General features: G+C 57.0%; 18 protein-coding genes and 1 riboswitch. Of the genes, 15 read left to right on the top strand and 3 right to left on the bottom strand.

Going from position 1 to position 18,690, the window contains the following annotated elements:
- Positions 1-4: 4 nt before the first annotated feature.
- From DXB86_RS00220 to DXB86_RS00195, 6 genes are all read left to right on the top strand, one after another.
- Positions 5-2,326 carry a radical SAM protein gene (locus tag DXB86_RS00220; protein WP_117735774.1) on the top strand — a complete coding sequence of 774 codons (2,322 nt, stop codon included), beginning with the start codon at positions 5-7 and terminating at the stop codon, positions 2,324-2,326.
- A gap of 312 nt (positions 2,327-2,638) precedes the next feature.
- Positions 2,639-4,639: an NAD(+) synthase gene (locus tag DXB86_RS00215; RefSeq protein WP_117735773.1), complete on the top strand. Its 2,001-nt coding sequence runs from the start codon at positions 2,639-2,641 to the stop codon at positions 4,637-4,639.
- A 119-nt stretch (positions 4,640-4,758) separates the two neighbouring features.
- Positions 4,759-5,922, top strand: a complete 1,164-nt coding sequence (locus DXB86_RS00210) for a pyridoxal phosphate-dependent aminotransferase (protein ID WP_006234344.1) — start codon at positions 4,759-4,761, stop codon at positions 5,920-5,922.
- A gap of 201 nt (positions 5,923-6,123) precedes the next feature.
- Entirely contained in the window at positions 6,124-7,074 is a 951-nt protein-coding gene (locus DXB86_RS00205; protein WP_089573042.1) for an L-lactate dehydrogenase, read from the top strand.
- Positions 7,075-7,188: 114 nt separating this feature from the next.
- Positions 7,189-8,349: a DUF2974 domain-containing protein gene (locus DXB86_RS00200; protein ID WP_117735772.1), complete on the top strand. Its 1,161-nt coding sequence runs from the start codon at positions 7,189-7,191 to the stop codon at positions 8,347-8,349.
- Positions 8,350-8,460: 111 nt separating this feature from the next.
- Positions 8,461-9,465 carry a nucleoid-associated protein gene (locus DXB86_RS00195; RefSeq protein ID WP_022094136.1) on the top strand — a complete coding sequence of 335 codons (1,005 nt, stop codon included), beginning with the start codon at positions 8,461-8,463 and terminating at the stop codon, positions 9,463-9,465.
- A 246-nt stretch (positions 9,466-9,711) separates the two neighbouring features.
- Here DXB86_RS00195 and dapD read toward each other — a convergent pair whose 3' ends face one another.
- Genes dapD through dapA form a run of 3 tightly spaced genes read right to left on the bottom strand, consistent with a single transcriptional unit; the run spans position 9,712 to position 13,513 of the window.
- Positions 9,712-10,431 carry a 2,3,4,5-tetrahydropyridine-2,6-dicarboxylate N-acetyltransferase gene (gene dapD / locus DXB86_RS00190; protein WP_117735771.1) on the bottom strand — a complete coding sequence of 240 codons (720 nt, stop codon included), beginning with the start codon at positions 10,429-10,431 and terminating at the stop codon, positions 9,712-9,714.
- A gap of 39 nt (positions 10,432-10,470) precedes the next feature.
- The gene (dapB, locus tag DXB86_RS00185; protein WP_199410952.1) at positions 10,471-11,211 is read right to left on the bottom strand and encodes a 4-hydroxy-tetrahydrodipicolinate reductase; all 741 of its coding nucleotides are present in this window, start codon (positions 11,209-11,211) and stop codon (positions 10,471-10,473) included.
- A complete protein-coding gene (gene dapA / locus DXB86_RS10070; protein WP_117735770.1) occupies positions 11,204-13,513 on the bottom strand; it encodes a 4-hydroxy-tetrahydrodipicolinate synthase in 2,310 nt (769 codons plus the stop codon). Before dapA ends, dapB begins: the two co-directional genes overlap by 8 nt.
- A gap of 65 nt (positions 13,514-13,578) precedes the next feature.
- Positions 13,579-13,747: riboswitch (Lysine riboswitch) on the bottom strand.
- A 145-nt stretch (positions 13,748-13,892) separates the two neighbouring features.
- Between dapA and DXB86_RS00175 the strand changes: the two genes are divergently transcribed.
- The 9 genes from DXB86_RS00175 (at position 13,893) to DXB86_RS00140 (ending at position 18,671) form a co-directional block, all read left to right on the top strand.
- Complete coding sequence (locus tag DXB86_RS00175) at positions 13,893-15,080, top strand: N-acetyldiaminopimelate deacetylase (protein ID WP_117735769.1); 1,188 nt, start codon at positions 13,893-13,895, stop codon at positions 15,078-15,080.
- Between the two features lie 102 nt (positions 15,081-15,182).
- Positions 15,183-15,371, top strand: coding sequence for a type II toxin-antitoxin system RelE/ParE family toxin (locus DXB86_RS00170; RefSeq protein ID WP_233504092.1), 189 nt, complete (start codon positions 15,183-15,185; stop codon positions 15,369-15,371).
- A gap of 6 nt (positions 15,372-15,377) precedes the next feature.
- Positions 15,378-15,464 carry a hypothetical protein gene (locus tag DXB86_RS10160; protein WP_304558108.1) on the top strand — a complete coding sequence of 29 codons (87 nt, stop codon included), beginning with the start codon at positions 15,378-15,380 and terminating at the stop codon, positions 15,462-15,464.
- The gene (locus DXB86_RS00165; RefSeq protein ID WP_117635414.1) at positions 15,436-15,777 is read left to right on the top strand and encodes a HigA family addiction module antitoxin; all 342 of its coding nucleotides are present in this window, start codon (positions 15,436-15,438) and stop codon (positions 15,775-15,777) included. Before DXB86_RS10160 ends, DXB86_RS00165 begins: the two co-directional genes overlap by 29 nt.
- Positions 15,778-15,860: 83 nt before the next feature.
- Positions 15,861-16,130, top strand: coding sequence for a hypothetical protein (locus tag DXB86_RS00160; RefSeq protein ID WP_117735768.1), 270 nt, complete (start codon positions 15,861-15,863; stop codon positions 16,128-16,130).
- Positions 16,131-16,293: 163 nt separating this feature from the next.
- Positions 16,294-16,737: an FxLYD domain-containing protein gene (locus tag DXB86_RS00155; protein ID WP_117735767.1), complete on the top strand. Its 444-nt coding sequence runs from the start codon at positions 16,294-16,296 to the stop codon at positions 16,735-16,737.
- A 32-nt stretch (positions 16,738-16,769) separates the two neighbouring features.
- Entirely contained in the window at positions 16,770-17,282 is a 513-nt protein-coding gene (locus DXB86_RS00150; RefSeq protein WP_233504091.1) for an XRE family transcriptional regulator, read from the top strand.
- A gap of 8 nt (positions 17,283-17,290) precedes the next feature.
- On the top strand, positions 17,291-18,514 hold the full coding sequence (locus tag DXB86_RS00145; RefSeq protein WP_158555243.1) for a protein kinase: 1,224 nt from the start codon (positions 17,291-17,293) through the stop codon (positions 18,512-18,514).
- Positions 18,492-18,671, top strand: a complete 180-nt coding sequence (locus tag DXB86_RS00140) for a hypothetical protein (RefSeq protein ID WP_117735765.1) — start codon at positions 18,492-18,494, stop codon at positions 18,669-18,671. The genes DXB86_RS00145 and DXB86_RS00140 overlap by 23 nt, the downstream gene beginning before the upstream one ends.
- The last annotated feature ends 19 nt before the right edge of the window (positions 18,672-18,690 follow it).

Below are 18,690 nucleotides of genomic sequence, written 5' to 3'. Positions count from 1 at the left end.
TGATATGCCTAAAACGCTTTTAGTATTTCCCCCAGGATGGAGTCCAGTGGGGCCGTATCTTGCCTTGCCTGTTTTGAAGTCATATCTTCAAGAGGTTGAACAATACAAAGTTGACATTGTTGACTTAAACGTGGAATTTTACGATGACCTCCTATCTTTTAGACATGTCGAAGAGTGCTGTAAAAGGTATCGGGAATCAAAGGATTCGTTTAGTTCGAATGTTCAATTAACAATCGAGTTGATACAAAAGTCGGCACTTAATGTTGACGAGGCAAAAGATATTTTCAGATCGAAGAGATACTTTAATCTAAAAGAAAGACAATATGCTGAAAACATTTTTAGAAATGCACTCTATATCATAAATCACGTCTCATATGGAGTTAAATACACGTTCAACTCCATAGATCTGCCCTATGATTATTATTCGACACCAGAAATAATGAAATCGCTTGCGGATACCTTGCATAATCCGTTTATTTCCTTCTATGAAACTGCCTTTCTTAAGCGTATTCAGAGGGAAAAAATCGAGTTTATTGGGATTTCGGTGAGCGGCTGTTTCCAATTGATTTCTGCAGTTACGTTAGCGAAACTGATTAAAGAAGAATGTCCATCTGTTAAACACGTCTCATTGGGCGGCAATTACATTACTCGTTTAGCAGATGACTGCATGAAAGAATGGCATCCCTTTTTTGAATACATTGATTCGATAATGATGTATGACGGCGAAGAGCCGCTTGCACGTCTTCTTGAGGCTCTTGACTCTGGTGATGACAATCTCGACTGTGTTCCAAACCTTTGCCATGCTAAAGGTGGAAAGATATATAAAAACCATCGGATTGAGCAAACATTTATCAACGATACAGTTCCCGATTTCGATGGCTTCGCCCTTTCTAAATACTTCATGCCTGAGCTAATATTGCCGGTTTATTCCTCTAGGCAGTGTTTTAATCATTGCGCCTTCTGCACCATTCCCGGTGCTACCGGTGGTTGTTACCGAAAGATGCCTATATCGAGAGTATTTGAAATAATGTGTCGGTTAAATGAAAAATACGGCACGAGAGTTTTCTCTTTTGTGGATGAAACATTCGAAGGCAAAAGAATGGAGCAACTCGCGGATGAAATAAACGCATCGGGAAAAACGTTTTTCTGGCATGGAGAAACGAGGTTCTCTCCAACCCTAAGTACAGACGTTTTTAACAAGATATACCAAAGTGGATGTAGGCAGATTCAGTTTGGCCTCGAGTCATACAACCAAAGAGTTCTTGATCTAATGAAGAAGAACACGAGAGTTGATTGGATTGATCGCAATATCCATGATTGTCTCAATGCGGGTATTCCTGTTCATCTATTTTTTATGATTGGCTTTCCGACCGAAACTAAAGAAGAGGCTCTGAACACCTTAGCTTATACAGAGAATGTTTTGAATTATTCAAAACAGGTATGTGGTGTTCCATATTCCACGAGAGGATTTACGAATTTTGGTCTCGTTATGGGGTCGGATGTTTGGAATCATCCCGATAAGTATGGTGTCTCTGTAATGCCGAAGTCCCAATATGAGGATTTGCGCCTCGAAGTGGATTATGTTTCAGGCACTGGTTTAACTTTAAATGAAGCAAAATCCTTATCTGATGAGCATCATATTGATTTTTATATGCAAGAGGTCATAAACGGTAGTGACACAATTGACTTGCCCCAGCGGCTTCATATTTCAGAGGTGACCTGGATCCTAGATTCTATTCACGCTGTCAGGTATAAGGGACATTTGACCAAAGTAAAGCGACGGCTAACTAGTCTAAATCCAGCTGATCGAATCTGGCTGGATTCCAAGACCTCTGTCGTGCTCGTTGAGCCATTTGCCTACTTCTATAATTCTGAATACCATCATGTCTATGCTGTTTCCCAGTTGGTATACCTTAAGTTGGCCCGTTTATTGGAGGCCGATTGTAGCATTTCTCTTATTCTTGATCAGGGCGACCTCGAGCTGACAAGGGCGATAGAAGAACTGTTGCATTATGGATTGCTGAATACAAATATCGATGCCGATTATGTAATGCACGATAATGGTTTTCAATTGGTTAAAAGTTCGTTTGTTAAAGAAGTCGGACGCTCAAAAGAGGGGTTAAGAGTACTGCTGAGTTGTGCCACCCATAGAATGTGTGCGGTTAATGATTATTCGTTCGCTTTGCTTTCGTTGTTTGAAAAGCCGATTACTAAGAACGAGCTGCGCGACATTTTGAAAAAAGAGGGACTATCGGCAAACGAGGAGCAATTAAACAAGTTGGTTGATAATTGCATGAAAGCAGATATACTACAATTGATTAGATAGAGGTGGTTTCTGCATGGACGTTATTAACAAAGATCTCTTGGAGCAACTGAAAGAGTCTCAGGAAGAGGGCGTCGTGGTAGAAGTGTTCGACTTTGAGGACTACATGGATAAATTCTGCCATTAGTTTCGGAATTTACTTGCCTCGCTTAAAGGAGAAGTCGATTATCGATTTCTCCTTTTTTAATTAAAGATATTTTTGGAATACATGCTCTTAGCACAGGTTGGCGTCTCAGTAAACTGGGAGGTTGCTTTGGCTAGTTAGAGATATGTGAACGTCCGTTAGACTGAATCTCAGGGTAGAAGGGGCCTCCAGTGTCCAGATCAACAAGGCAATGCTGCGTTTCGGCTAATAAGAACGACGGCTTTTTGCGTGTGGCGGCGGCGTCGCCGCGGATTCGCGTGGCCGATGTCGAGGGCAATGCCGAGGTGGCGTTGGCTGCCGTGCGTGAGGCTGCCGAGCGTGGCGTTCGCGCGCTGGTGCTGCCCGAGCTTAACCTGACCGGCTATACCGCGGCCGATCTGTTCCATAACCGCACACTGCTGCATGCCTGCGAGGCTGCTCTGGTGCATATCCTCGACGAGACTCGTGAGCTGCCGATTGTCTTTACCATTGGTCTTCCCGTTGCGGTTGCCGAGAATATCTACAACTGCGTCGCTGTGTGCTGCGCGGGCGAGCTTTTGGGCCTCACGGCCAAGAAGTATTTGCCCAACTATGGCGAGTTCTATGAGCGCCGTTGGTTTGCTCCGGCACCTACCGATCCCGTTTGGCTTGAATTTGCCGGTCAGGGTCCGGTCCCGTTGGGCTCGGGGCTTGTCTACCGTTGCTGTGATGAGGGCGCCGAGGACCTGGTGCTGGGCGTTGAGGTCTGCGAGGACCTGTGGGTGCCGGCGCCTCCTTCGACCGAGATGGCGCTTGCCGGTGCGACGGTGATTCTCAACCCGTCGGCCTCGGACGAGATCATCGGCAAAGCGGATTACCGCCGCAGCCTTATCTCTAACCAAAGTGCACGCCTGTACTGCGCCTATGCCTACGCGGACGCGAGCGAGGGTGAGTCCACGACCGATATGGTCTTTGCGGGCGAGAACCTCGTCTACGAAAACGGCTCCAAGCTCGCCGCGACCAAACTGCTTACCTGCGATATGGCCATCGCCGATGTCGATCTTGACTGCCTGGTTGCCGAGCGCCGTCGCTCGACGACGTGGGCGCGCGCGGACGATGCGCCGGAGGCCACGACCGTTGAGTTTTCTTTTGAGGGCGTGCTGGCCAAAGAGCCTGTCCTGCGCGATGCCTGCGATATCGACCGCGTTTTCCCTCGCGCGCCTTTTGTGCCGGCCGACCACGGTGATCTGGCCGAGCGTTGCGAGACTATTCTCAATCTGCAGACTGCGGGCCTCAAGACCCGCCTTGCCCATACGGGTACCAAGGCTGCCGTCATCGGCCTTTCCGGCGGCCTCGATTCCACACTGGCGCTACTCGCGACCGTGCGTGCCTTCGATGCGCTGGGGCTGCCGCGCACGGGCATCACTGCCGTGTCCATGCCCGGCTTTGGCACGACGCATCGCACTAAGTCCAACGCCGAGTCGCTCGCGCGCGACCTGGGCGTGAGCTTCCGCGAGGTTTCGATCCACGCGGCTGTGGAGCAGCACTTCAAGGACATTGAGCACGATCCGACCGTGCAGGACGTGACCTACGAGAACAGCCAGGCCCGCGAGCGTACGCAGATTCTGATGGATCTGGCCAACCAGGCTGGCGGTTTTGTCATCGGCACGGGTGACCTGTCGGAGTTGGCACTCGGCTGGGCTACCTATAACGGCGACCACATGAGCATGTACGCCGTCAACGCGAGCGTGCCCAAGACGCTTGTGCGCCATCTGGTGCGCTATGCCGCCGATGTCTTTGGCGGGCGCATTGCCGAGGTCTTGCTCGATATCCTCGATACGCCGGTGTCCCCCGAGCTTCTGCCGCCCACGGGCGACGGCGAGATTGCGCAGAAGACCGAGGATTTGGTGGGCCCGTACGAGCTGCACGACTACTTCCTCTACTACCTGCTGCGTTTTGGCTTTGAGCCTGGCAAGATCTACCGCATGGCGCTCAAGAGCTTCGAGGGCGTCTACGACGCCAAGACCGTCCACACGTGGCTACGTACGTTCTACCGTCGCTTCTTTGCCCAGCAGTTTAAGCGCAGCTGCCTGCCCGATGGTCCCAAGGTGGGCTCGGTGACGCTCAGCCCGCGCGGCGATTGGCGTATGCCGAGTGACGCTAGCTCGCGTCTGTGGCTTGCGCAGATCGACGCGCTCAATCCAATTGACTAAGGTTGGCTAAATTGAACCAATACGGGGGTGGCAAGCGTTACACTTTTGCAATCTGATGGCCCGTATCGCGCGGCGCTCTTGTCGGAGCGCCGCGTTTTTTTATATCGAAAGGTGGCACCATGCAGGCATCGCAGCGTCTCGATCGCTTTGGCGCGGAGGTCTTCGCCTCGCTCAACAACAAACTTCTCGCGCTGAAGGCTCAGGGCAAGACCATTTACAACATGAGCGTGGGCACGCCCGACTTTAAGCCGTATGACCACGTGGTCGAGGCGCTCACACAAGCCGCCCAGGATCCCGAGATGTGGAAGTACGCCCTGCGCGACCTGCCCGAACTCAAGCAGGCCGTGTGCGATTACTATGAGCGCCGCTTTGGCGTTTCGGGCATTACGCCGTCTATGGTGCAGTCGTGCAACGGCACGCAGGAGGGCGTGGGCCATTTGGGCCTGGCCCTGCTCGATCCGGGTGACACCATTCTGGTTCCCGATCCGTGCTACCCGGTCTTTGAGGCGGGTGCCAAGATCGCCGATGCCAAGCTCGAATACTATCCGCTGGTTGCCGAGCATAATTACCTGCCCTATGTGGCGGGTATCGATCCCGAGGTTGCTGATCGTGCCAAATATATGATCGTGTCGCTGCCCGCGAACCCGGTCGGCTCGGTGGGTACGCCCGAGGTCTACGAGGAGATCATCGCTTTCGCCCGCGAGCACGACCTGCTCATCGTCCATGACAACGCGTACTCCGACATCGTGTTCGACGGCGAGCCGGGCGGCAGCTTCTTGCAGTATCCCGGCGCGCTCGAGGTGGGCGTTGAGTTCTTCTCGCTCTCCAAGTCGTTTAACGTCACCGGTGCGCGTATCGGCTTTTTGGTCGGCCGCGAGGATGTGGTCTCTGCCTTTGCCAAGCTGCGCGGCCAGATCGACTTCGGTATGTTCTTCCCGATCCAGAAGGCCGCCATCGCCTGCCTGAACGGTCCGCGCGATGAGGTCGAGGCGCAGCGTCTGAAGTACCAGGAGCGCCGCGATGCCCTGTGCGACGGTCTTGAGGGCCTGGGCTGGGAGCGTCCCAACGCGCATGGCTCTATGTTTGTGTGGGCCAAGCTTCCCGGTGGTCGCACCGATTCCATGGCGTTTTGCGAGGAGCTTATGGAGAAGGCCGGCGTCGTGGTGACGCCGGGCGCGAGCTTTGGTCCTTCGGGCGAGGGGCATGTGCGCATGGCGCTGGTCCTGCCGCCCGACCAGATCGCTTTGGCTGTCGAGGCCATTCGCGAGGCGGGCCTGTATTAGAAAGCTATTTCGGCTCGTCAATAGCTCGAAACCGATTTCGTGCAGTTATTTTACGAATCCTGCAAATAATTTCGGTAAACGGTCGATATTTGGCTGCGAATAGGAGCATAATCAAAGTCCCGATTGGATGTATTGGGATTACGGCAAGCCGCTCGGGTCGTTCCCGGGCGGCTTGTTTGTGGAGAGAGATGGGAGTTTCTAATGGTTAACGAGAAGAAGGTCGCTATTGTCGGCTGCGGTTTCGTCGGTTCGTCTTCGGCGTTCGCGCTGATGCAGAGTGGTCTGTTCTCCGAGATGGTCCTCATCGACGTGGACAAGAACCGCGCTGAGGGTGAGGCTCTGGATATCGCGCACGGCATGACGTTTGCCGAGCCGATGAAGATCTACGCCGGCGATTATTCCGATGTCGCCGACGCCGCCATGATCGTCGTCACTGCTGGCGCTGCCCAGAAGCCCGGTGAGACCCGCCTGGACCTGGTCAACAAGAACGTCAGCATCTTTAAGTCCATTATCCCCGAGATTAAGAAGTCCGGCTTCGACGGCATTCTGCTCATCGTCTCCAACCCGGTCGATGTTCTGACCTACGCCGCCATCAAGATGTCCGGCCTGCCCGAGGGCCACGTCATCGGTTCCGGTACCGTGCTCGACACTGGCCGCCTGCAGCAGATGCTTGGTGCCCACGTCGAGGTCGACCCGCGCGATGTCCAGGCCTATGTCATGGGTGAGCACGGCGACTCCGAGTTTGTCGCTTGGTCCAGCGCTCAGGTTGCCGGCGTTCCGCTGAACACCTTCTGTGAGCTTCACGGCCACCTGGAGCATGAGGCTGCTGAGAAGCGTATCGCCGAGGACGTCAAGAACTCCGCCTACACCATCATCGAGAAGAAGCACGCCACCTACTATGGCGTCGCCATGGCCGTCAAGCGCATCTGCACCGCTGTCATGCGTGATGAGCAGACCGTTCTGCCTGTCTCCTCGCTCATGGTGGGCGAGTATGGCCTGTCCGATCTGGCCATCTCCATGCCGACCGTCGTCGGCCGCGATGGCGTTGTCTGCCGCGTCCCCGTGCCGCTGAACGATGACGAGCAGCATGAGCTCACCGCCTCCGCAAAGGCCCTCAAGGACATCATCGACAGCGTCGACTTCTCCTGCTAAATCAAGCTCGCTAGAGCGAAAAGCTACAATGAAGGCGTCCGAGCCCACACGGCCCGGGCGCCTTTTTGGTGCAAAGTAACCTGACCCCAATGCAGCATAGTTGATGGGAGGGCCATGTCGGATTCGCCTAGTTTTTTGACCTATGCCCAGACGGCGTTTGATCCGTTTGAGGAACGGCCGTTCTGCGCGGTGGATAGCCTGGTCTTTGCGTGGTTGTCCTATTTGCGTTTGCCGGGTGATATGGCGGAGCTGACGAACTGGCAGGGCCTAGACGTACGCGAGCTGCTGCGTGCCGAGTGCTACCGGGACATGATTGGCGACCTGTGGGATCCGGAGGGGAGCAGGGCCTTGTTGGAGGCCGTGGCAGCAAGCCCTCGCTACCGTGGCGTTCGTGTTTGCGGCTATCGTACTGTGAGTAATGCCGAGACGACGGAGCAATTTGCGGCTATGACGTTCCGATTTCCGGCGGGGTTTAGCTATCTTTCCTTCCGGGGGACCGACAGCACGATTGTGGGCTGGAAAGAGGACTTTAACATGGCATTCCGGTGTCCTGTGCCGGCCCAGGAATCCGCGGCGCGTTATGTGGACGAGGCGGTGGATGCGATTGACGGGCCACTTTTGTGCGGAGGTCATTCCAAGGGTGGAAACCTTGCGGTGTACGGTGCGGCGATGTGCTCCGATGTCGCCCGTGAGCGAATTGAACGGGTGTATTCCCATGATGGTCCGGGCTTCGTCGAGGAGTTTCTGAACGGCAACGCCTTTGCCGATCTTTCCGGTCGAATCGACAAGACGCTACCTCGGTCGTCGATCTTTGGCATGATGTTCGAGACACAGGAGGACTATGCCATCGTTGAGAGCACCGAGTTCAGCCTGCTGCAGCATAATCCCTTTAGCTGGGTGGTTGATGGTCGCGACTTCGTGTACTGTGAGCGCCTGTCCGCCGGTGCTCGATACGTTGATGGCTCCATTCGCGAGATGCTGCTTGCAGTGTCGCCTAGCGAGCGCGAGCGTTTTGTAGATGCGTTGTTCTCCGTGTTTGAGGCTACGGGTGCTGAGCGGTTTGCGGATATCGCCGGGAATCTGCGCGAGAGCCTGCCCGTGATGCTCCAGGCTGCGCAAGGCTTTGACGAGGATACGCGACGCTTTGTCTCGCAGACCATCGTGGCAATCCTTAAATGCGCACTGCTGCCTAAACGACCCCAGATCGACATGCCCGCTGCCGGCAAGAGTTTGGCAGAACAGCTCGAGGCTTGGCAGTCCGAGCTCCTGCGCTAACCATTGGTGCAAAGCAACCTGTCCCCGATGCATCAAGCTTCGATGCGCCTGGGGCGGGCCCGACCGCTATACTGGTTCGTGCCGAAATCGATCTAGAACGGAATGCCGTATATGAAAATCAATCACGCGATTCTGCATATCCTGGACTTTGACTCTGCCGTCAACGTTATGAGCCAGCGCGAGCTCGATATCGAGAGCCGTACCGTGCGCAACTTTGTGACCACGCATCTGCGCCGCGCACGAACCTCGGCCGACAATAAGCGCGCCACGTTTGCCGAGAACTCTGCGTTTGGCGGCGAGCTCAAGGGCTATTTCTTTGGCGAGCGCGAGTTCGTAGACCTGTCGCAGCAGATTGCGGAGTTCATTTCCTCCGAGCTTACCAAGGCCGAAAAAGCCGAGTCCACCGATGTGCTCGTGGCCGACTTTGACGACGACGAGGATGCCCGCTGGTTTGCCGTGATGCTGCTGGGCTCCAAGCAGGCTTTTATGCACGAGGTGGGCCGCGAGGAGGGGGAGGTGCGCAACGACATCGCGCGCCACTACGCTATTCTGCCAAACCCCTCGCAAAAGGTGCCAAGCTATGCCATCGTGCGCGCGAGCACCATGGAGATCGGCTATGTGGACAAGAAGCGCAAGATTGCCGGCGAAGACCGTATGCTCATTCCCGACGGTCTGCTGCAGTGCGATACGGGCGTGTCGGGCAAGGAGGTCATCGACACCGTGACGCGCGTGGTCGAGGAAGTCGCCGAGGAACACGGCGCCAACACTGCTGTGGCGCTTGCTAAGGTCAAGGCTGCCGTGGCTGAAAAGGTCGAGGATGACGAGGAATTGCCGCCTTGGGATATCGTCGACGAGGTCTTTGAGGATGAGCCGGTTATCAAGGAAAGTGTACGCGCGGCACTGACCGAGGAGAAGGTTCCCGAGCGCGTTCCCGTGGAGCGCAAGCAGGTCGAGCGTGCGGCAGTGCGCAACCACAAGATTCGTACCGATACGGGCATCGAGATCAGTTTTCCGGCCGAGATGGGCTCGAACTCCGAGTACATCGAGTTCGTCAACGAACCCAACGGCCTCATCTCCATCGAGCTCAAGAATATCGGGTCAATTGAGAATCGATAAACTGCGCTTGGACGCTGCAAAAAATAAAGGCCGAAGCCTCGGATGAGGGCTTCGGCCTTTTTACTTGGGGCTTAATTACGCTACTGGTTGAGCATAAGTCAGCGAAAACGCCCCAGAGCGAGCAAGGTGACGTGAAAGAGGAGAGCATTGACCTTTTGGTCATGCCCGACGATTGAACGTCAGATTGCCGCTTAGGGGCGTTTGCAGCGTCGAGTGCTTACGGTGTTTGGTAAAACGCAGTAAGCATTAAAGCTGGCGCAGACCTTCCTCGAGGCCGGTCTTGCTGTCGGTCTTCTCGTCGCGCATCTTGATGACGCGGGCGGGGACACCGGCCACGACGGCACCGGCGGGGACGTCCTCGACGCACACGGCGCCGGCGGCAACGACAGCGCCCTTGCCTACGTGCACGCCCTCCAGGACCACGGCGTTTGCGCCGATCATGACATCGTCCTCGATGATGACGGGCGTGGCGCTGGCGGGCTCCACAACGCCTGCCAGCACGGTGCCGGCGCCGATATGGCAGTTCTTGCCCACGGTGGCGCGGCCGCCCAGCACGGCGCCCATATCGATCATGGAACCCTCGCCGATAACGGAGCCGATGTTGATGATGGCACCCATCATGATGACGGCACGGTTGCCGATCTCGACGCGGTCGCGGATGATCGCGCCCGGCTCGATGCGGGCGTTGATGCCCTTAAGGTCGAGCATGGGCACGGCGGAGTTGCGGCAGTCGTTCTCCACATCGTAGTAATCGATGGAATCGGCGTTGGCGTCCAGGATGGCCTTAAGCTCATCCCAGTCGCCAAAGACGGTCTTGCCACGACGACCGCCGTAGACGCGTGCATTGCCCCACTGGACCTTCATGCCCGGCTTCTCGCGCACGTACAGCTTGACAGGCGTCTTTTTGGGCGCGGTGGCGATGTAGTTGATAATCTCCTGGGCATCCATCTCGGCTGCGTTACTCATGTGCTGTCTCTCCTTTGGGTGGATACGGTTGATACCTGGTTAGGCAAACATGACCTGGTCGAACGTATAGAAGCCGGGTTCGCGGGTGATGAGCTTCTGCGCGGCTGCCAAGGCGCCGTTGACAAAGATCTGACGGCTCGTGGCGCGGTGGGTGAGCGTGACCTCCTCGTCCTGGCCAAAGAAACTCACCTCGTGCACGCCGGCGACGGTGCCGCCGCGCAGCGAGTGCATGCCGATCTCCTTGGGGTCACGCGCGCCGCACATACCCTCGCGGCCATAGACGGGGTGGTAGCCTGCCTCGGGCTCGGCCTCGACTACGGCGTCGAGCAGCAGCTTTGCGGTGCCGCTGGGGGCGTCGACCTTTTGGTTGTGGTGAGTCTCGACAATCTCGCAGTCAAAGCCGGGCAGCTCGCGTGTGGCCTGTGCTACCAGATGACGCAGGGCTGCGATACCGATGGAGTAATTGCCGGAGTGCATGACGCGGGTGTTCTGACCCAGCTCGCGCAGGCGATCCATCTGCTCGGGGGTGTAGCCTGTAGTGCCCGAGACCAACGCCGCGCCTGTACGCTCGACATAGGCGACGACGGCGTCGAAGGTCACGACGTTCGAGAAGTCGATGATGACGTCGGCTGCCGGGGCGCTCTCGAGCTCGGACAGGTCAAAACCGATCTGGGCCACGATATCAAAAACGAGCTGCCCGGCGGCGTCGACAATGCCTTCGGCGGTAGTGCGGATGAGCGAGCCCATGCGGCCCGTTCCCATAATGACGGTCTTAATCAAGCAGACCAGCTCCCTTCAGAGCATCGGTAAGTGCGGCACGCGTATCGTCGGCCATGGGGCACAGCGGCATGCGGTAGTTTGCTTCGATCATACCCATCTGGGCGAGCGCCTCCTTAACGGGGATGGGGTTGACCTCGCTAAAGAGGGCATTGATGAGCGGCTGGCCAGCAATCTGGATATCGCGGGCGCGCGCTACGTCGCCGTCCAGATAGGCGCGGCACATGTCATGCACGAGCTGCGGCTGAACATCGGCCCACACGCTGATGGTGCCCGAGGCTCCCAGGCTCATGAGCGGAACGGTGAGTGCGTCCTCGCCCGAGTACATGCGGAAGTCATCGGACAGCAGGTGGGCGATCTTGGCTGCGTAAGCGACGTTGCCCGAGGCTTCCTTAATACCCATGATGTTGGGGTGCGCGGCCAAGCGCTCCACGTTGCGCACGCTGATGCCGCAGCCGCAGCGGCCGGGGATGTTGTACAGGATGCAGGGGATATCTACGGCATCGGCAACGGTCTTAAAGTGCTGATAGATACCCTCTTCGTTGGACTTGTTGTAGTAGGGGGTAATGAGCAGCAGGCCGTCGGCGCCCAGGCCCTGATAGGTGAGCGACTTGGTGAGCATGGTCTGCGTGGAGTTGGAGCCCGAGCCGGCGATGACGGGGACGCGGCCTGCAACCTGCTTGACCACCGCGGCGACAACGGAGTTGTCCTCGTCGTCGGTCATCGTGGCGCTCTCTCCGGTGGTGCCCAGGGTGAGGATGGCGTCAGTGCCATTTTGCAGGTGGAAATCGATAAGGCGCTCAAGCGCGTCAAAGTCGACACTGCCGTCCTTTTTAAACGGCGTGACAAGGGCGACGATTGAGCCCTCGAGATTGCGGATATCCATGTTCTTCTCCTTCGCTTCCGCGATCTGGACGCGTTTGTTCCATTGGGCGGTGACTGCTAGGCGCTCGTCCTGAGCGCGACGGCGGGCGGCATCGGCGCGCGATTTGGCCAGCAGCTCGCGGCCGCACGGCAGCACGTCGAGCGTGGCAAAGTAATCGCCCGGGCGCTCGGCGCGGCGGATGAGGTCTGCCGAGCCATCGGGGCGCAGCAGGACCTCGGCGGAGCGCAGACGGCCGTTGTAGTTGTAGCCCATGGAGTAGCCATGCGCGCCGGTGTCGTGAATCACGAGCAGGTCGCCCATGTCGATATGCGGCAGCTCGCGGTCGATGGCGAACTTATCGTTGTTCTCGCACAGATTGCCCGTGATGTCGTAGGTGTCCGTAGCGGGCGCTGTGGTCTTGTCGTCACCACCCGGCTGGCCCATCACCGTAATGTGGTGGTAGGCGCCATACATGGCGGGACGAATAAGGTCAACGGCACTGGCGTCCACGCCGATATAGTCCTTGTAGATCTGCTTCTCATGGATGGTCTTGGTGACCAGGCACCCATAGGGGCCCATCATAAAGCGGCCCATCTCGGTACAGATTGCCACATCGCCCATGCCGGCGGGAACCAGAATCTCGTCGTAGGCCGTGTGCACCCCTTCACCGATGGCGTGGATGTCGTTGGCCTGCTGCTCGGGCAGGTAGGGGATACCGACGCCGCCGGATAGGTTGATGAAGGCGACGTGTGCGCCGGTCTCGCGCTCCAGGCGCACGGCAAGCTCAAAGAGGATGCGCGCGAGCTTGGGGTAGTAGTCGTTGGTGACGGTGTTGCTGGCAAGGAATGCGTGGATGCCAAAGCGCTCGGCGCCCTTGGCCTTGAGCGTGCGGAAGGCCTCGAAGAGCTGCTCGGTGGTCATGCCGTACTTGGAGTCGCCCGGATTGTCCATGATGCCGTTGGAGAGCTGGAACAGGCCGCCTGGATTAAAGCGGCAACTGACCGTCTTGGGGATTGGCCCCGCAACGTGCTCAAAGAACTCGATGTGGCTGATGTCGTCAAAGTTGACGATGGCACCCAGTTTGTCGGCGAGCTCAAAGTCGGCAGCCGGCGTATCGTTGGACGAGAACATGATGTCGTGTCCCGTGATACCCAGCGAGCGGGCGATCATGAGCTCGGTATAGCTCGAGCAATCGCAGCCGCAGCCGTATTCGTTGAGAATGGAGATGAGCGCCGGGTTGGGGTTGGCCTTGACGGCAAAGTATTCCTTAAAGCCCGGGTTCCATGCAAAGGCGTCGCGCACTTCTTGCATGTTGCGGCGGATGCCCGCCTCGTCGTATAGATGAAACGGCGTGGGGAACTGCTCGACGATATGCTCGAGCGTCTCCTTGTCCACAAACGGCTGCTTGGCCGCATATGCCTCGTTGGGGGTCAATGCCATGTCCCGTAAACCTCGCTATCCAGACGGCGCCATCTGCGCATCGAATCCGCATAGCGTGGACCCAATGTCCGGATAGCGCTCCCGCATTGCTGCAGACAGTCCTGTGGGTGTTTCCCACAGGCCCACCAGGTTGTTCGTGCCCGAAAAACCCAGTTCGGCGGGTTTCGCCTCCCCACGGGGTCAAAGCCTGCCGGCTCGCCCGCGGTTCTTCGTGCCCGCGCCTCTATCAAGTGGTAACGACCCTACCACGTTGCACTTTACCAAACAAGAGTATTCGTATATAACGTTTAAAAAATGCAGGGATATGCTGGAAATAAGGGTATGGCAATCTTGCGGCACAATAGATAGCAACCGGCGCACACCAATGAAAGGAACCTCTATGACCGAGCTCCAAGAACTCCGTCGCTATCGGCGCGACTTGCACAGGATCCCGGAGCTCGACTTCGATCTTCCGCAGACTATTGCCTATATCGAGGGCGTGTTGGCGTCGCTTGCCTGCGAGGTGACCCATCCGTGCCCCAGCTGCGTCTGCGCTTTCTTTGACGCTGGCGTTGGTGCCACGCATGCCACGGCGATTCGTGCGGATATGGATGCGCTGCCCATTGCCGAGGCGACGGGTGCGGCCTTCGCCTCGTCTCATCCCGGCAAGATGCACGCTTGCGGGCACGACGGACACATGGCCATGGCGCTCGCCGCCGCGACGTATGTCGACCGCACGATTCGCGAGCAGCCGGGTTCACTTAAACGCAACGTGCTTTTTGTGTTCCAGCCGGCCGAGGAAACGACCGGTGGTGCCAAGACGGTATGCGAGAGTGGTGTGTTCGAGCGCTATGGGGCCGACCGCATTTTTGGCTTCCATGTGTGGCCCGATCTGTCTGCCGGCACGCTGGCGAGTTGTTCTGGTCCGCTGCTGGCGCGTTCGAGCGAGACGCATATCCATATTCACGGTACGAGTATCCATATTGCTAAGACTTATGGTGTGCCGGTTGAGGAGTCACACGATGCCGCGTTGGCGGCAGCGAAGTTTTTGGTTACCGAGCGCGAGCTGATGGACGAACTGGGCACCGACGAGCCCTGTATCGGCAAGTTTGGCCTGCTGCAGGCCGGTACCGTCTGCAACGCGGTGGCGGGGGAGGCCCATGTGGCCGGCAGCTTGCGTGTGTTTACGGACGGCATGTTCGACCGTGCACGCGAGGGTGTGCGCCGCGTGCTTGATGAGGCATGCACTGCAACGGGCTGCACGTACGATCTCGACTTTGCCGAGGGCTATCCGCCGGTCGACAACGATCCCGAGTTGTTTGATCGAATCGCGCCCGTTCTGCCCGAATTGCAACTTGTGGACGAGCCGCTGCTAATCGCCGAGGATTTCGCGTTCTATCAGCGCCATCTGCCGGGCGTGTTCTTCTTGCTGGGCACGGGCGTGCCAGAGGGACAAGAAAACCCGATCGACGCTGATGGCTGCCCAGCCTATGCAACAAGCGCTCTGCATACCGATACCATGCTCTTTGACGAGGAGATTCTTCTCAAAGGCCTTGATGTCTACAAGCGATTGCTTTTGCTTGACTAAGGCGTGAAGGACTATTTGTTCTAGAAAATACGAACAAACGTACGATATAATAGAGATGTAAGTCTATAGAAACGTTTGACGTTACTAACGTAAGGCGATACTATGATTGCATCGTATAAAGATGAGGATACCGAACGCTTTGCCATGGGTGTGCGGGTCAGGAAGTTCGTGCCCTTTGAGCGTGTTGCGTTGAGGAAGATTCGCCAACTGCAGGTTTGTGCTTCGCTTGATGATCTTCGCGTTCCACCGGGCAACCGCCTGGAAGCTTTGAAGGGCGATCGTGCCGGGTAATATAGCATCCGTGTTAACGAGCGCTATCGGGTCTGTTTTGAGTGGAGACAGGAGATGGCTTGGAATGTCGAAATCGTCGATTATCACAAGTGATGAGACCTCGGCCGATTTGCTGTCGCCAGTGACTCCTGGTGAGCTTCTCAAAGAGGAGTTTCTTGTTCCCATGGGCATTTCTCAATATCGCCTTGCGAAAGAGACCGGGATTCCGGCTCAGCGTATCGGGCAGATTGTCTTGGGAAAACGTCGCGTGACGGCCGACACCGACCTCCGTCTTTGCCGTTATTTTGGCCTGACGGATGGTTATTGGCTGCGCGCTCAGATGGCGTTTGACCTTGAGGCCGAGAAAAGGCGGATCGAACCGGAACTCGATAAGATCGTTCCTGTTCAGCAGGCCATCGCACTGTAGTGCTCAGAGATGATGGGGGTGGCGCGGCGATGAAGCGACGCCGACAGTCTGCCGTATATAGTCCGGGTGGATGCGGGTGCGGTTTGCTGCTGCTTCCGGTCATCGCTGTGAGCATTGGCGTGATGTTTGCGCTTGCTGGGCTTGCCGCGGCGGCGCTCGTGCTGTTTATCACTGCCATCGGCGTGACGATTTGGCTCTGCCGCAATCGCGGGCAACGCCGTGCCGACGGTAAAACCAATGTCGGCTGGGTCGTCTTTCTGATCATTGCGTACCTGCTGAGTGTCAGCTACCTTGTTTTCTTTGTCCTGTTGATGATCAGTGCTTTTACCGGGGAATCCGTCACGGTGGGTTGATCACTGCTGGCAGACGGTCGCGCAAAGTGCGTTTGCTCGGCGTTTGGATAACTGCATTGGCCGTTTACCGCAACCTTAGCTCTCAGCTAATGAATTCAAGTTCAATCCTTCCTACGATGTGCTGTGTGCCGGCACGGTAGCCGGATCGTAGGAAGGATGAATAATGGCAAAAGAGAGAAAGAAGCCGATCGGCAAGATTGTCCTAGGCATCATCGTGGTGCTGGTTATTGTCGGTGCCGTGGGCTCTATGGGCGGCAACTCAACCGATTCGTCTGCGAGCGATTCGGCAAAACCTGCCGAGACGGCACAGCAGGCTGAGGAGCAAAAAGAACCGCAAGAACCGTATACCATTGCTGACGAGGCTGAAGACACTTCCAATCAGTTTACCTATAAGATCACGGGCACGCTGACCAATAACACGGACAAGGAAAAGAGCTACATTCAGATTGAATATGTTCTGTATGATGCCGATGGCAACCAGGTTGGAACGGCTCTTGCAAACACCAATCATCTGAAGGCGGGCGGCTCCTGGAAGTTCGAGGCGCTGGGTACGGTGTCTCCCGACCAGGTTGCTAGCTGGGAGCGTTCGGACGTAAGCGGTTTCTAGCATGTTGCATGCACTGGGGGAGGTGAGGTCGTATGCCCGATAAAAAGCTGACTGACGAGTTACTCAATGAGCTTCTCGACGCGCCAAACATCGATGGCTATATCAAGGAGCACGACTTTGCCACCCCGTCGCTTTCGGACTACCTGAAGCAACTGCTGCAGGAAAAGGGCTTGGAGCGCTCGCGCGTGGTTCGTATGGCCGATCTCAATGAGACCTTTGGCTATCAGATCTTTACCGGTGTGCGTCATCCGAGCCGCAATAAGGTGCTGCAGATTGCCTTTGCGATGGCGCTGACGCTCAAAGAGACTAACCGTGCGCTGACGGCTGCCGGGGTAAGCGTCCTTAACTGCAAGGACCGTCGCGATGCGATCATCATCTTCTGTATCGATCGCGGGTGCAGCCTCCAAAAGGTCAACGAGGAGCTGTATCGCTTTGGCGAGGAGACGGTGAGTTGGCGGCTGATATCTGAGCCGGCGGAGCTGCCGAACAACGATGCAAACGAACGGGGCGCGGATGCCATGGGGTGTCTGCGCCCTGCGCTATGATGGAGGCTATGGATAATCAGACCCCAACATATTACGATGATGAGCTGACCGCAGCGCTTGCCGAGCACCTGGCGTCGCTCGATCGTGACGACAGCTATCGCGTGGAGCGTGTACTTAAGCGCTCGTCCGTTGAAACAACCGAGCTTGTGTACTTTGAAGGAACCGGCGGTGGTTCGCTCGGCCCCTTTGTCCGTAAACGCATCGATGCTTCGGCTCAAATCGGCGGGGCATACGAGCGTCTGTTTGCCGCTCAGCGGGCAGACAGGCGTTTTGAGCACCTGCCCAGAATCGTCGATTGTCGTCGTGTGGGCGACGAGCTCAACGTGGTTATGGAATACATCGAAGGGGAGACGCTCGGGGCGCTGGTGTACCGTCTGGGAGCCACCCCCGATTATGCGCGTGAATTGTATCCTGCCCTATGCGATGCCGTGGGCGAGCTCCACACCGGTTTTGCAATAGCGGGGGAGACGTCGGCGCCGGTGATCCATCGCGACCTCAAACCGTCGAATATCATCGTGACGGGTGCGAACTGTACGCTCGATGAGGGCCTGACGTTTTCGTCGCTGGTGATTATCGACTTGGGGATCGCGCGCGTATGGCGCGATGGCGCCGATGCCGACACCGTCAAGTTTGGCACGCGACCCTATGCGCCGCCCGAGCAGTATGGGTTTGGGCAGACGAGTGTGCGCAGCGACGTCTACGCACTGGGCGCCCTGTTGTTCTTCTGCTTGACGGGAGTCGACCCTAAACCAGGGCTCGACATGCGCGAGCAATGCGAGGCGCGTGGCATTCCCACTCCACTTGCCGATGCCGTCTGCATGTCGATGGCGCTCGACCCGGCCAAGCGTTTTGCGAGTGCGGAAGCGTTGGGACGGGCGACGCGCTCGGCATACGATCTGAGCCGCCCCGTGCGGCCTCCTACACCTGCGCCTGTCCGTACTCCGGCCTCGGAGACGGTGTTGACGCTCCAAGGGCTCCAGAACCCCGCAGGGCTTCCTAGGCCTGCCGCCTCCGCTGCATGCGGTCCGCTCTCTCGCGTTCCGGAGTCTCTGGGGCGCATTTGGAATGCGCTCGTCTGCTTCTCGCTACTTGTGTTCTTTGCCGGAAGTCACTTTGCCGTCTTTCACCCCACGGGAGCAAACCAAAGCTACCCGACGTGGCTTCTCATAATCGAGTATTTTTTTCTTTGTCGATGGCCTTATGGTGCTTATGCATTTTGCGCTGCTCGATAAGCGCCGTCTTCGTCGGCGATTCGCACTGCTCGACAGCTATCGCGGCAAGAAACTCGCGAAACTTTGGCTCAAGGCATTGGGTGTGCTGCTCCTATGCATGATCGTCATAGTCGCGGTTGCCAATGCGACCGGCGTCGTCGATACCTCCGCTACCTAAAAGAAAAGGGCCCCATTGG

The sequence above is a fragment of the Collinsella sp. OM06-18AC genome (genome assembly GCF_003438785.1).
Classification (GTDB): domain Bacteria; phylum Actinomycetota; class Coriobacteriia; order Coriobacteriales; family Coriobacteriaceae; genus Collinsella.
Note: the sequence above shows the minus strand (reverse complement) of the source record. Positions and strands in the feature narration are given on the sequence as shown.

Coding starts and splice junctions, on each gene's coding strand:
- DXB86_RS00220 (WP_117735774.1), top strand. CDS start 5: ATGCCTAAAACGCTTTTAGTATTTCCCCCAGGATGGAGTCCAGTGGGG.
- DXB86_RS00210 (WP_006234344.1), top strand. CDS start 4,759: ATGCAGGCATCGCAGCGTCTCGATCGCTTTGGCGCGGAGGTCTTCGCC.
- DXB86_RS00205 (WP_089573042.1), top strand. CDS start 6,124: ATGGTTAACGAGAAGAAGGTCGCTATTGTCGGCTGCGGTTTCGTCGGT.
- DXB86_RS00200 (WP_117735772.1), top strand. CDS start 7,189: ATGTCGGATTCGCCTAGTTTTTTGACCTATGCCCAGACGGCGTTTGAT.
- DXB86_RS00195 (WP_022094136.1), top strand. CDS start 8,461: ATGAAAATCAATCACGCGATTCTGCATATCCTGGACTTTGACTCTGCC.
- dapD (WP_117735771.1), bottom strand. CDS start 10,431: ATGAGTAACGCAGCCGAGATGGATGCCCAGGAGATTATCAACTACATC.
- dapA (WP_117735770.1), bottom strand. CDS start 13,513: ATGGCATTGACCCCCAACGAGGCATATGCGGCCAAGCAGCCGTTTGTG.
- DXB86_RS00175 (WP_117735769.1), top strand. CDS start 13,893: ATGACCGAGCTCCAAGAACTCCGTCGCTATCGGCGCGACTTGCACAGG.
- DXB86_RS00170 (WP_233504092.1), top strand. CDS start 15,183: ATGATTGCATCGTATAAAGATGAGGATACCGAACGCTTTGCCATGGGT.
- DXB86_RS00165 (WP_117635414.1), top strand. CDS start 15,436: ATGTCGAAATCGTCGATTATCACAAGTGATGAGACCTCGGCCGATTTG.
- DXB86_RS00155 (WP_117735767.1), top strand. CDS start 16,294: ATGGCAAAAGAGAGAAAGAAGCCGATCGGCAAGATTGTCCTAGGCATC.
- DXB86_RS00150 (WP_233504091.1), top strand. CDS start 16,770: ATGCCCGATAAAAAGCTGACTGACGAGTTACTCAATGAGCTTCTCGAC.
- DXB86_RS00145 (WP_158555243.1), top strand. CDS start 17,291: ATGGATAATCAGACCCCAACATATTACGATGATGAGCTGACCGCAGCG.
- DXB86_RS00140 (WP_117735765.1), top strand. CDS start 18,492: ATGCATTTTGCGCTGCTCGATAAGCGCCGTCTTCGTCGGCGATTCGCA.